Origin of the sequence: Yinghuangia sp. ASG 101 (assembly GCF_021165735.1) — a bacterium.
In the GTDB taxonomy this organism is placed as follows: Bacteria; Actinomycetota; Actinomycetes; order Streptomycetales; family Streptomycetaceae; genus Yinghuangia.
Map to the genome: position 1 here is coordinate 569030 of NZ_CP088911.1, position 12609 is coordinate 581638.

The following is a 12609-nucleotide window of genomic DNA, read 5'->3' on the forward strand; positions in this document are numbered from 1 at the left end:
GGCCGTGGCGGCGGTTCGGGAACGGCACGGCGCCGGGAAACACCCACCGGGCACGGCACCGGGCGGGTGACGACGGGTCAGCGGCCCCGGAACACCGGGGCCCGCCGCTCGCGCATGGCCTCGATGCCCTCGTGGATGTCGGCGGTCGTCATGGTCGCCGCCTGCGCCAACGCCTCCCACTGGAGCGCGACGTCCAGACTCGTCGGCGCCTGGGCCAGGCCCGACTTGGTGAGCCTGAGCGCGATCGGCCCGGCCGCCGCGATGCGTTCGGCGGTCTCGAGGGACTCGGCGAGCACGTTCTCGCCGACCCCGGTGACCAGGCCCCAGTCCAGCGCCTGGTCGGGCGAGACCTCATGGCCGGTGTAGAGCATGTGGCGGGCCCGGCCGACCCCGATCGCCTCGGGCAGCAGCCACGTGGCACCCATGCCGCCCGCGGTGCCGACGTACGCGGACGGCATCCCGAACCGCGCGGCGTGCCCGGCGAGCCGCACGTCGCAGGCGAGCGCGAGGCACAGCCCCGCCCCGAGGGCCGGGCCGTTGACCGCCGCGACGACCGGGAAAGGCAGCGCCCGCGGGCGGAGCCAACTGCGGTAGAACGGCAGCATCCGGTCGCGCAGCGCGGCGGTCGTGACCTGCTCGGACGTACCGCCCACGAGCCACGAGAAGTCCGCTCCGGCGCAGAACGCGTCCCCGGCCCCGGTGACGACCAGCGCCCGCACGTCCTCCTCGGCCGCCACCGTGTCGAGTGCCGCGTCCCACGCCCGGGTCATCTCGGCGGTCATGGCGTTGCGCAGGTCGGGGAGATTCAGCGTCAGCAGGCGGGTGTGCCGGCCGGGCCGACTCAGCACCACGGCGTCCGAGCCCTTGGCCACGCCACTCCTCCGAACACCCCGCCGCGTCACAAACAGCCAAGATCCTAGCGGACCGGCCGGGTGCGTTCCCGGGGCCGCGTCCCTCGGGTGCGCGGCCGACGGTGGATCAACAGGCGCCCCGGGGGCATCTACACCGCACAGGACCACCGCCGGGCCATCCGGCTTCCGGAAGGGAGACGCCATGCGCGTCGTCGCCGCCCTCGGGGGCAATGCCATGCTCAAGCGCGGGGACAAGCCGGACGCCGCCGTGCAACTGGGCAACATCCACGCGGCGGTTGAGGCGCTCGCGCCGGTCGCCGCGGAGCACGAGTTGGTGGTGACACACGGGAACGGTCCGCAGGTCGGGCTGCTCGCGCTGCAATCGGCCGCGGACAAGTCGCTGACCACGCCGTACCCGTTCGACGTCCTCGGCGCCGAGACGCAGGGCATGATCGGGTACTGGCTGCTCCAGTCGCTGCAGAACGCGCTCCCCGGCCGCCAGGTCTGCGCGCTGATCAACCAGACCCTGGTGTCGGCCGCGGACCCGGCGTTCGCGGCTCCGACGAAGTTCGTCGGCCCGGTCTACGCGGAGGCGGAGGCCCGGCAACTGGCCGTCGCGCGCGGCTGGGTGGTGAAACCGGACGGCCCGTACTGGCGCCGCGTCGTCCCCTCGCCTCGGCCCCAGCGCGTCGTGGAGACGCGGCTGATCCGCCAACTCCTGGAGTCCGGGGCGATCGCGGTGTGCGCGGGCGGCGGCGGTGTCCCGGTGATCCGCGACGAAGGCGGCCACCTGGTCGGTGTGGAGGCCGTGGTGGACAAGGACCTCACCGCGTCCCTCCTCGCGGAATCCCTGGACGCCGACGCGCTGTTGCTGCTCACCGACGTCAACCGCGTGATGCGCGGCTTCGGGACCCCGCACGCCGAGGAGATCGTGCACGCCACCCCCGCCGCGCTCCGCGCCGAGGACTTCGCCGCCGGGTCGATGGGGCCCAAGGTCGACGCCGCCTGCCGCTTCGTGGAGACCACGGGCTGCACGGCCGCGATCGGCTCGCTGCACCAGGCCGCCGACATCCTGGCGGGCCGCGCGGGCACCATCGTCACCCCCACCGGGCGGTACGCCGCGGAGGGCGAGGCATAGGACGCCGGGCGGGCGGCGACAGGCCTGGGGCGACAGGCGGGGGCCGGCCGCCCGGGGCGGGCGCCGCCGTCCGGCTCGCGGTGCCCGGGGCTCCGGGGTGACGGGCGATCAGATCCGATACAGCTTCTCGGCGTTGCCGCCCATGATCTTGTACTGCGTCTCGGGGCGCAGCGCGGCGACGCGTTCGCCGACCAGGTCCAGGGGGTCGGGGTGCAGGCACGTGGGATGCGGGAAGTCGGTCTCGAACATGATGTTGTCCTCGCCGACCTGGTCGACGAGGTGCTGGAGGTCGCCGCGGCCGGTCTCGAACCAGAAGGTGGCGTACCAGTTGTCGCGGAAGTACTCCGAGGGCAGCTTGTGGAGTTTCCTGGCGTGCTCCGGGGCGTTCTCCTCCAGCTCGTAGTCCATCGCCTCGAGCATGAACGGGATCCAGCCGATGCCGCTTTCGACGGAAACCATCTTGAGGTCGGGGTGGCGGTCGAACATGCCGGAGTACGCGCTGTTGAGCAGCACGCGGGAGTTGTTCTGGAACAGCGACGCGCCGCCGATCGCGGGCTTGACGTAGTCGTCCTGGCTGGGCCAGTACGTCGTGCCGAAGTAGGACAGCGAGGTCTGGCTCGCGCCGATGTGGAAGTGCACCGGCAGCCGGAGGCCGGCGCAGACCTCCCAGAAGGGGTCCCAGGCGCGGTGGCCGAGGTCGGGTGAGCCGGAGTCCTGCGGGTCGGCGGTCATGTTGACGCCGCGGTAGCCCAACGCGGCGCAGCGCTCGGCCTCGCGGACACAGGCCTGGATGTCCCAGGCGGGCATGATGGGCATGGGCAGAAGCCGGTGGCCGGACTGCTCCTGGACCTCGGCCATGGCGTCGTTGTACAACTCGACGCACAGGCGCAGGAGGACGGGGTCCTGGACGGAGTTGCGCAGGTTCTGGCCGCCGATGCCGATGGCGTTGGGGTACAGCACCTGGGTGTGGATGCCGATCTCGTCCATCAGGCGCAGGCGTTCGACCGGGTTCCAGGCGGCGGGGTGCACGTCGTCGATGCCCCACGATCCGCCCTGGGAGTCGCGGAAGGCGTGTTTCACCCCGTCGTGGTCGACGGTGCCTCCGGAGCCGGCCTTGCCGAAGGTCTTCCCTTCGATCACCCACATGTCCATGCCGTCGATGTGCTCGACATGGGGCACCCGGTCCTCGTATCCCTTCGGCGCCCGTTCCGTGAACAGGTCGTGACGCTCCGTCATGTGAGCGTCGGCGTCGACGACGCGCAGACCGTCGGCCAACTTGACCACTTGGGGCCTCCTTGCTGGGCTCGGCGCAAACGTGGAAAGCGTATGCTTACTTACTTTTTCGGGCAAGACATCGGTGCGGGCCGGTGGCGGACGTTCCGGCCCGCGGGTCAGCCCGGCGTGACGAGGCGTCCCGGCCGGGCGTCGGTCAGTTCGTCGTGGTCGACCAGGACCTCGCCGTTGACCAGGGTGTAGTCGTAGCCCCGGGCCCGCTGGACGAAGCGGTCGGCGCCGAGGGGCAGGTCGGCGGCCATCTCGGGGGTGTCCAGGTCGAGGTGTTCGAGGTCGATGACGTTGACGTCGGCGTACGCGCCGGGGGCCAGCACGCCGCGGCCTTCGAGGCCGAACAACTCCGCGCCCTCCGCCGTGAGTTTGCGGATCGCCCGGCCGATGCCGAGCAGGCCCCGGTCGCGGACCCAGTGCCGCAGGACGTACGTCGCCTGGCCGGCGTCCATGGTCAGCGCGACGTGGGCGCCGGCGTCCGCGACGCCGAGGACGACGTCGGGGTTGGTGAGCATGGCCGCGACGGCGTCGAGGTCCTGGTTGAGCACCGGGTAGTAGAGGAGCCCGCGTCCGCCGGTCTCCAGGGTGTAGTCGACGAACGCCGCGGCGGGGGTCGTGCCCCGGCGGGCGGCCTCGGCGGCGAGGCTGTTGGCGGGGCTGACGTTGTAGCCGGCCGCGCCGGGCGGCAGCAGGTACATCTTGGCGGGGTCCTTGGGGGCCAGGGGCCCGGACTGCGCGAGGGGTCGCTCGGCCTCGGCGACGAGGCGGGCGCGCAGGGTTTGTTCCGCGAGCGCCTTCAGCCGCTGCCGCCACGGGAGTTGCCGCAGCTCCGCCCACGCCGGGAGGGCGTCGTACGGGGTGCGGCCGACGAGCCCGAAGAGGATGGCGCTGCCGCGGGCCGCCGTCTGGGGCCGCAGGTCGGCGCCGCGCCCGCGTGCCTCGGCGACCTGGTCCATGACCCACGCCCACAGGCCGGGGCGGCGGTCGCTCTGCATGATGGCGAAGGTCAGGGGGCGTCCGGAGGCGCGGCTGACCTGTTCCATCCAGGCGAGTTCGGCGACCGAGTTCTCGCGCTCGGGCCCGTCCCGCTCGCCGATGCGGGGGACGACCTCGATGACGCCCCGGCCGCGGGTGCCGAGGGCGTCGGCGATCGCTGCCAGTTCGTCGGGCCGGGCGAACGTGCCGGGCACGGGCCGTCCGTCGGGGACGGTGTGCATGAGGCTGCGGGACGTCGAGAAGCCGAGCGCCCCGGCGTCCATGGCCTCGCCGACCAGGTCCCGCATGCGGGCGATGTCGTCGTCGGTGGCGGGGGCCTCGTCGAGCCCGCGCGCGCCCATGACGTGGTGGCGCAGGGCGCAGTGGCCGATCATGCCGCCGGCGTTGACCCCGAGGCGGCGCCGGGCGAGCGCGCGGAGGTAGTCGCCGTACGACTCCCAGCCCCATTCGACGCCGGCCATGATGGTGTCGGCGGGGATGTCCTCGACGGCCTCCATCATCTCCGCGAGGTAGCGCTCCTGGCCGGGGCTGACCGGTGCGAAGGTGACACCGCAGTTGCCGAGGACGACCGTGGTCACGCCGTGCCGGCACGACGGGGTGGCGGCCGGGTCCCAGAACAGCTGGGCGTCGAGGTGGGTGTGGATGTCGACGAAGCCCGGGGTGACCAGGCGCCCGGCGGCGTCGATGCGGCGGCGGGCCGGGCCGGTCACGGTGCCGACCTCGGTGACGCGGTCGCCGTCGATCGCCACGTCGGCCCGGCGCGGGGCCGAGCCCGTGCCGTCCACCACGTCGCCGCCGTGGATCACGATGTCATGCATGGCACCCCGTCCCTCAGCGCGAGCAAGAGTAAGTAAGTACTTATTTCTTTCATGGTCGGGGGGCCGGCGGGACGCTGTCAAGACGCGGTATCGGCGGACGGATCGCGCAAGCGCGCCGGAAGGGGTCCCGGACCGCGTTAGACTAGTGTGTGCTTACTCATCAACGATGCATGGCGGTTGCGGAGGACCAGTGGCCGAGCGCGTGAACCGATCGTCCAAGGCTGCGAGCGTCCCCGGGCGTCGGCGGCTCAGCGCCGAGGACCGCAAGAGTTCGATCCTGAAGGCCGCGCGGCTGGAGTTCACCGACACCGGCGACATGAACGGTACGACGGTCAAGGCCATCGCCGAACGGGCGGGGATCAGCGAGGCGGTGATCTACCGTCACTTCGAGAGCAAGGAACAGCTGTTCTACGAGGCCGTCGTCGAGCCGCTGCGCATCGCGGTCGACGAACTGGTGGCCGCGGCCGAGGTCGTCGACATCGACGAACCCCTGTCCCCACAACGGCAGTTGCAGACGATGAACAGCCTGTACCGGCACCTGGTCTCGACGCTGGAGGAGGTGCTGCCGCTGCTGGGTCTCGTGCTGTTCGGCGACCCGGAGGTGGCGCGGCGCTTCTACCGCAAGCACTTCGCGGTGGCCATGGACCGCCTGGCCGAGGCCTGGCGCGACGTCGAGGACCGGTACGGCTACGAGTTCGAGTCTCCGGAGATCTCCGCCCGCGTCGTGATGGGCACCGCGCTCGTCCTCGCCCTGGAGGGCCGCCACAACACCAAGTTCAGCCGCAACCGCACGCTGTCCGCGGTGAGCGAGGGAACGGTCAAGGGCTTCTTCCCCGCCATCGAACCGGCCCAGCGGCGCCGCGCGGCGGGGTCGCGGGGATCGGCCGCGGTCCCGTTCTCGGAGGCGTGATCCGGGTCGCGCGGGTGTTTCGGCGGCTCGCGGACCCTACGGCGACCGCTTCATCGCCCGGCACCGACCGCCCGGCCGCCCGATAGCGCCGTGCCTCGCCTCGGCCACGGCGGGCGACGCGCACGTTCAGGGCCAGGTCCGGCGGCACAGTCCGCGGCCGGGGGCGGCTCGGGGCGGCTCGGTCTAGATAAGTCAGCGCTTACTAGAGTAGTCTCGCATCCGTAACCAGGACCTTTGCCGACCAACCCCCGGCGAACCGCCGGGCGTCCGTGCCGTTCCCGCTCCGGCGGTGCCCCGAGGCGGCGCCCGAGTCCCGGCGGCGGCCTTCGGCAAGCAGGCACTCACTTCCCCTCCTCCTGGTGCACACGTGACCGTCCTCGCAACGCGGGAGGCTCTGTGAATGACCGGCTGATGGACCGTCCGGACTTCCTGATCGGCGGCTCCTGGGTCGCACCGCTGGACGGCGGGCCGGCGGATGTCGTCTCGCCGTCGACCGAGGAACCGGTCGGGCGCGTGCCGCTGGCCGGCGAGCGGGACATCGACCGGGCCGTCGCCGCGGCCCGCGAGGCGTTCGACACGGGGCCGTGGCCGCGCATGACGCCGGTCGAGCGCGCCGACGTGCTGGCCGCCGCCGCGGATCTGCTGCGCAAGCGCGAGGACGACATCGCGCGGGTGACGACCGACGAGATGGGCTGCGCGGTCAGCCAGGCACGGACCGCGCAGACCGGGTTGGTCGCGTCGGTCTTCGCGTACTACGCGGAACTCGTCCGCGGTTTCGCGTTCGAGCGGATCGTCGAGACGGGGCCCAAGGCCGCGGTGGTCACCGAGGAACCGGTCGGCGTGGTCGGGGCGATCGTCGCGTGGAACGCGCCGGTCACGCTGGCCGCGTGGAAGGTCGCACCCGCGCTCGCCGCCGGGTGCACGGTCGTGATCAAACCCGCGCCCGAGGCGCCGCTGAGCAACTACATCCTCGCGGAGGCCCTGCTGGAGGCGGGGGTTCCGGCCGGGGTGGTCAACCTGGTGCCCGGCGGCCGGGAGGCCGGTGAACACCTGGTGACGCACCCGGACGTCGACAAGATCGCCTTCACCGGCTCCACGGCCGTGGGCAAGCGGATCATGAGCCTGTGCGGCGACCAGGTCAAGCGCGTGTCGCTGGAACTCGGCGGCAAGTCCGCCGCGGTGATCCTGGACGACGCCGACCTCGGCACCGTCGTCCCGGCCGTCGTGCGCGGCGGCATGCACCTGTCCGGGCAGGTCTGCGGCGCGCACAGCCGGGTCCTCGTGCCCCGGTCGCGGTACGCCGAGGCGCTGGAGGCCGCGGCCGACGCTGCGGTGGCCGTGCCGTACGGCGACCCGCACGACCCGGCCACCGTGGTCGGGCCGTTGGTCGCCGAGCGGCAGCGCACCCGGGTGGAGGGCTACATCGCGTCGGCGCTGGACGCGGGCGCCCGCGCGGTGGCCGGCGGCGTGCGCCCGGCGCACCTGCCGAAGGGCTGGTACGTCGCACCCACGATTCTCGGCGACGTCGACAACGGCATGAAGGTGGCCCGCGAGGAGATCTTCGGTCCGGTGCTGTGCCTCATCCCGTACGACGGCGAGGACGAGGCCGTGCGCGTCGCGAACGACTCGCCGTACGGGCTGTCCGGCGGCGTGTGGAGTGCCGACGCGGCGCGGGCGCTCGCGGTGGCGCGGCGCATGCGCACCGGGAGTGTGATCGTCAACGGGTCGAGCCCGCCGTTCCCGCTCGTGCCGTTCGGCGGGTTCAAGCAGTCCGGTGTCGGCCGCGAACTCGGGCCGGAGGGGTTGCGCGGCTTCCTGGAGCAACGGTCGATCGGCATCCCGGCGTCGCTGCTCGCGCGGGACTGACGCGCCGCACCGCACACCCGCCCCACTCAGGCACCCCAGGGAGGTCGCCATGGCACGAGGCGTCATGATCGTGGAATCCGGCCCGGTCAGCCGCGAGCGCGAGGACGAGTACAACGCCTGGTACACCGGCACGCACATCCCCGAACTCCTCGCGGTCCCGGGCTTCGTCGCCGCGCGCCGCTACCGGCTGCGGCGCCGCGACGGCGTCGACGCGGATCCCGAACTGCCGGTCTACCTCGCGGTCTACGAGCTGGAGGCGGACGACCTCACCGAGCCGCAGGCCGAGTTGGCCCGGCGGAGGGCGGACGGCCGTGCCGGGACGCCAAGTGGCGCGCTGCGCCGCGAACCGCCGCCGGTCGTCTCGCTGTTCGAACTCGACGAGTAGCCGTCGGCTCGACGAGGAGAGCCGCCGCCCCCATCCACCGCGCACGCAGCCGAGGAGTCCCGATGCCGACACCCGAACCCGCCGGCGCGCCGACGTCGCCGTTCCTGAAGGCCGGTCGGAAGCAGCTGTTGATCGGCGGCTCGTGGGTCGACGCCGCGTCCGGCCGCACCTTTCCCAGCGTCAATCCGTCGAACGGCGAGCGGATCGCGGAGATCGCCGAGGGCGGTGCCGAGGACGCCGACCGGGCGGTCGCGGCGGCGCGGGCGGCGTTCGACGAGGGACCGTGGCGGCGTATGAAGCCCCGGGACCGGCAGGAGCTGCTGTGGGCCCTCGCGGACGCGGTGCAGGCGAACTTCGAGGAGCTGCGCCTGCTCGAAGTGCTCGACATGGGCTCGCCGATCGGGCGGGCGCGGTCGGGCGCCGGGCCGGCCTGGGAGGCGGAGGTGCTGCGCTACTTCGCCGGGTGGGCGACGAAGATCCACGGCGAGACCCTTCCCAACTCGATCCCGGGCTCGGTGCTCAGCTACACCGTCAAGGAGCCGGTGGGGGTGGTCGCGGCGATCGTGCCGTGGAACCGGCCGATCAGCAACGCGGTGTGGAAACTCGGTCCCGCCCTCGCGACGGGCTGCACGGTGGTCCTCAAACCCGCCGAGGAGGCGAGCCTGGTCGCGCTGCGGCTCGGCGAACTCGTCGCCGAGGCGGGGTTGCCGGACGGTGTCGTCAACGTCGTGACCGGGTACGGCGAGACGGTCGGCGCGGCGCTGACCGAGCACCGCGGTGTCGACAAGGTGGCGTTCACCGGATCGACGGCGACCGGGCAGCGGATCGTCCGCTCGGCGGCCGGGACCATGAAGCGCCTGACCCTCGAACTGGGCGGCAAGTCACCGGACATCGTGTTCGCCGACGCCGATCTCGCCCGTGCGGTGCCGGGGGCGGCCATGGGCGTGTTCACCAACTCCGGGCAGACGTGCTCGGCGGGCACCCGGATCTACGTGGAGCGGCCGGTCTACGAGGAATTCGTGGCCGGTGTCGCGGAGTTCGCGGGCCGCCTGCGGGTGGGTGACAGCCTCGACCCGGAGACGAGGATCGGGCCGCTGGTGTCCGAGGGGCAACTCGACCGCGTGGTGGGCTATCTGGCGGTGGGCCGGGACGAGGGCGCGCGTACCGCCGCCGGTGGCCGGCGGATCGACGAAGGAGCGCTGGCCAACGGCTACTTCGTCGCCCCGACGGTCCTCGCCGACGTGCGCGACGACATGCGGGTCGCCCGCGAGGAGATCTTCGGCCCGATCGCGTGCGTCATGCCGTTCGACTCGGTCGACGAGGTCGTCGCGCGGGCCAACGACTCGGAGTTCGGGCTCGGCGGCGGCGTGTGGACGCGCGACGTCGGCACGGCGCACCGCATGGCCCGCGACCTGCGGACCGGGACGGTGTGGGTGAACACGTACAACCTGTTCGACCCGGCCGTGCCGTTCGGCGGCCACCGCATGAGCGGGTGGGGGCGCGAGATGGGCCGCGACGCGCTCGACGCGTACCTCGACGTGAAGGCCGTCTGGGTCGACACACGCTGAGCGCGGGTGCCTCGCCCCGGTGCGGCGGCGTTCGACCGGGTCCCTCGCGAGGTCTGGAAAGTAAGTACTTACAACATTAAACTGCGCGACAAGGCTTCGATGTTCGTCGAACCGTTGAGGGGTAGTGATGGGTACCGTGTCCCCGGCATACAGTCCGCTCAGCGACGAGTGGCTGATGCACCGCTTCAACCACCTTTCGCCGGATCTCGCCGCGGAACTGCCCGACGCACTGGCCCGCATGCGGTCGATGTGCCCCGTGGCCCACAGCGAGGAGTACGGCGGGTTCTGGGTGGTGACCCGGTACGAGGACGTCGTGCGGGTCGCCCAGGACTGGGAGACGTTCAGCTCCGCCCACGGCCTCAGCGTGCCCAGCGCGCCGACCCACGCACGGCACTACCCGGTGCAGGTCGACCCGCCGATCCAGCGCGTCTACAAACGGCTGGTCAACGCGTTCTTCACACCGGCCGCGCTCGCCCCGTGGGAGCAGCCGATCCGTGAGCTGGCCACGCGGCTCATCGACGGGTTCGCCGACGACGGCGCCTGCGACTTCATGGACGCCTTCGCCCGGCCGTTCCCGGCGGTGTCGTTCTTCGACCAGGCTCTGCACGCCCCGGCCGAGGAGGTCGAGAAGGTCGCGCTCCTCGCGTCGACGTCCTCGATCCCGAACCACCCCGACGCAGCCACGTCCTGGGCCGGACTCTCGGCCTGGGTCTCGGAGTTCGTCGAACGCAGGCGGGCCGAGCCGGGGCGCGGCGACATCGTCGACGGGGTCCTGAACGCGGAGATCGAGGGCCGGCCGATCACCCGGGAGGAAGTCCTCGGGACCGTCCAACTGCTCATCCTCGGCGGGCTGGAGACCACGGCGGGCTCGCTCGGGCTGATGATGCTCCGGTTCTGCGCCCGGCCCGAGATCCCCGCGATGCTGCGCGAGCGCCCCGAGCTGATCCGCGCCGCCGTGGAGGAACTGCTGCGGCTGGACGGGTCGTTCATCGCCATCGCGCGCACCGCCACGCGGGACACCGAACTCGGCGGGAAGCACATCAAGCGAGGCGACAAGGTCATCATCTACTGGGCCTCGGCCAACCGCGACGAGGCCGAGTTCGCCGACCCCGAGGCGTTCCGGGTCGACCGCTCGCCCAACCGCCACCTCGCGTTCGGCCTCGGTCCGCACCGCTGTGTCGGCTCCAACCTGGCCCGCCTCAGCCTGCGCATCGCCCTGGAGGAGATCCTCGGCCGCCTCGACGACATCAACGTCCCCGAGCGCGCGGCCGTACGCTTCCACTCCACGCTGACGCGGGCGCCGCGGAGCCTGCCGATCACGTTCACGGCCCGCTGAGCCGGTCGTGTCCCTCGCGCACGTCGCGCCGGCCGGGCCCATCGCGCCGGCCCCACCCACCGAGTCAGCTGAGGAGCAATGGTGACGTCGCACGAAGCAGTGATCGTCTCGACCGCCAGGACCGCGATCGGCACGGCCCGCAAGGGCTCCCTCGTGGACGTCGACGCGTTCGAGCTGGGGACGCGGGCCGTCGCCGAGGCCGTACGCAGGTCGGGCGTGGCCCCCGAGCGGTTCGACGATGTCGTGTTGGGCGAAAGCCTGTACGGGGGCGGAGACATCGCCCGGTACGCCGCGCTGGAGGCGGGCCTGGTCGGGGCCGCCGGCATCGCGCACAACCGGCACTGCGCCTCGGGGCTGGCCGCGGTGCAGACCGCCGCCGCGTCGATCCGCTCGGGCATGGACAAGTTCGTCGTCGCGGGCGGCACCAACTCCGCGTCCACCGCGCCGCGCAGCGTCCGCCGTCGGCTCGGCGACGACGAGGAGGCGTGGGAGGACTGGTTCCCGCCGAGCCATGTGGAGACTCCCGACGCCCCCGTGATGGACATGTCGATCACCGTCGGCTGGAACGCGGCCGTCAAGGCCGGGCTGACCCGCGAGGACCTGGACGCCTGGGCGCTGCGCTCGCACCAACGTGCCGTCGCCGGCATCGACGCGGGCGCGTTCCGCGACGAGATCTTCCCCGTGGAGGTCACCCGGCGCGACGGCACGTCGTTCACCTTCGAGGTCGACGAACACCCGCGCCGCTCCACGACGCCGGAGAAGCTGGCCGCGCTCCGGCCGCTGCACCCGGAGATCGCGGGGTTCAGCATCACCGCGGGCAACTCCTCCGGTGTCAACGACGGCGCCGCCGCGCTCGTGCTCGCGGACGGCGCCGAGGCCGAGCGCCTGGGCCTGGAACCCCTGGCCGTCGTCCGGGCCTGGGCGTCGTCGGGTGTGCCGCCCGCGGACACAGGCCTGGCACCCATCGCGGCGATCCCCCGGGCCCTGGAGCGCGCCGGGCTCGGCATCGGCGACATCGCCCTGTGGGAGATCAACGAGGCCTTCGCGTCCGTCCCCCTGGCCACGTGCCGCAAGTTGGGCATCGACGACGCGATCGTCAACGTCCTCGGCAGCGGATGCAGCCTCGGGCACCCCATCGCGATGACGGGCGCGCGCCAGGTCATCAGCCTCGTCCACGAGCTCCGGCGGCGCGGCGGGGGCACCGCCGTGTCGGCGATGTGCGCGGGCGGCGGGATGGCGAGCGCGGTCGTGTTGGAGGTCCCGGCACCGGCGGGGGCGTGAGGGGAACGAGGCGGTTCCGGGGGCGCGATGGGGGGTGTCGGGCGCCCGACACCCCCGCTCCACTGCCGCCCCCCTCACCACGCACCTCACCGTCCCCGAGCCGAGCCCGAGAACCCGTGGTGCCCGGCGGGGCGCCCACGGGCGGGGCTCCGTGACGACTCGGAGCGCGATGTCGG

The 12609-nt window shown here is 72.7% G+C and carries 10 protein-coding genes; 7 read left to right on the plus strand and 3 right to left on the minus strand.

Features of this window, described 5'->3' with window-relative positions:
• Positions 1 to 77: 77 nt before the first annotated feature.
• Positions 78 to 872: an enoyl-CoA hydratase/isomerase family protein gene (locus tag LO772_RS02170; protein ID WP_231776595.1), complete on the minus strand. Its 795-nt coding sequence runs from the start codon at positions 870 to 872 to the stop codon at positions 78 to 80.
• Positions 873 to 1053: 181 nt separating this feature from the next.
• On the opposite strand from LO772_RS02170, the gene arcC reads away from it, so the two are divergent.
• Positions 1054 to 1989 carry a carbamate kinase gene (gene arcC, locus LO772_RS02175; RefSeq protein ID WP_231776596.1) on the plus strand — a complete coding sequence of 312 codons (936 nt, stop codon included), beginning with the start codon at positions 1054 to 1056 and terminating at the stop codon, positions 1987 to 1989.
• Between the two features lie 108 nt (positions 1990 to 2097).
• Here the strand turns inward: arcC and LO772_RS02180 are convergent, their stop codons facing one another.
• Entirely contained in the window at positions 2098 to 3273 is a 1176-nt protein-coding gene (locus tag LO772_RS02180) for an amidohydrolase family protein (protein ID WP_231776597.1), read from the minus strand.
• Between the two features lie 107 nt (positions 3274 to 3380).
• Positions 3381 to 5087 (minus strand): N-acyl-D-amino-acid deacylase family protein, encoded by a 1707-nt coding sequence (locus tag LO772_RS02185; protein WP_231776598.1) that lies wholly within the window; start codon positions 5085 to 5087, stop codon positions 3381 to 3383.
• Between the two features lie 202 nt (positions 5088 to 5289).
• On the opposite strand from LO772_RS02185, the gene LO772_RS02190 reads away from it, so the two are divergent.
• From LO772_RS02190 to LO772_RS02215, 6 genes are all read left to right on the plus strand, one after another.
• Positions 5290 to 5997, plus strand: coding sequence for a TetR/AcrR family transcriptional regulator (locus LO772_RS02190; RefSeq protein ID WP_231776599.1), 708 nt, complete (start codon positions 5290 to 5292; stop codon positions 5995 to 5997).
• 396 nt (positions 5998 to 6393) lie between these two features.
• On the plus strand, positions 6394 to 7863 hold the full coding sequence (locus tag LO772_RS02195) for an aldehyde dehydrogenase (RefSeq protein ID WP_231776600.1): 1470 nt from the start codon (positions 6394 to 6396) through the stop codon (positions 7861 to 7863).
• Between the two features lie 49 nt (positions 7864 to 7912).
• A complete protein-coding gene (locus LO772_RS02200; protein WP_231776601.1) occupies positions 7913 to 8248 on the plus strand; it encodes a DUF4286 family protein in 336 nt (111 codons plus the stop codon).
• Between the two features lie 62 nt (positions 8249 to 8310).
• Positions 8311 to 9816, plus strand: a complete 1506-nt coding sequence (locus LO772_RS02205; RefSeq protein WP_231776602.1) for an aldehyde dehydrogenase family protein — start codon at positions 8311 to 8313, stop codon at positions 9814 to 9816.
• A 127-nt stretch (positions 9817 to 9943) separates the two neighbouring features.
• On the plus strand, positions 9944 to 11152 hold the full coding sequence (locus LO772_RS02210) for a cytochrome P450 (protein WP_231776603.1): 1209 nt from the start codon (positions 9944 to 9946) through the stop codon (positions 11150 to 11152).
• A 78-nt stretch (positions 11153 to 11230) separates the two neighbouring features.
• Positions 11231 to 12433 (plus strand): thiolase family protein, encoded by a 1203-nt coding sequence (locus LO772_RS02215; RefSeq protein WP_231776604.1) that lies wholly within the window; start codon positions 11231 to 11233, stop codon positions 12431 to 12433.
• Positions 12434 to 12609 lie beyond the last annotated feature (176 nt).

Bases quoted from the DNA above. Each gene is read 5' to 3' on its own strand.
- LO772_RS02215 (WP_231776604.1), top strand. From the start codon at position 11,231: ATGGTGACGTCGCACGAAGCAGTGATCGTCTCGACCGCCAGGACCGCG.
- arcC (WP_231776596.1), top strand. From the start codon at position 1,054: ATGCGCGTCGTCGCCGCCCTCGGGGGCAATGCCATGCTCAAGCGCGGG.
- LO772_RS02200 (WP_231776601.1), top strand. From the start codon at position 7,913: ATGGCACGAGGCGTCATGATCGTGGAATCCGGCCCGGTCAGCCGCGAG.
- LO772_RS02210 (WP_231776603.1), top strand. From the start codon at position 9,944: ATGGGTACCGTGTCCCCGGCATACAGTCCGCTCAGCGACGAGTGGCTG.
- LO772_RS02205 (WP_231776602.1), top strand. From the start codon at position 8,311: ATGCCGACACCCGAACCCGCCGGCGCGCCGACGTCGCCGTTCCTGAAG.
- LO772_RS02185 (WP_231776598.1), bottom strand. From the start codon at position 5,087: ATGCATGACATCGTGATCCACGGCGGCGACGTGGTGGACGGCACGGGC.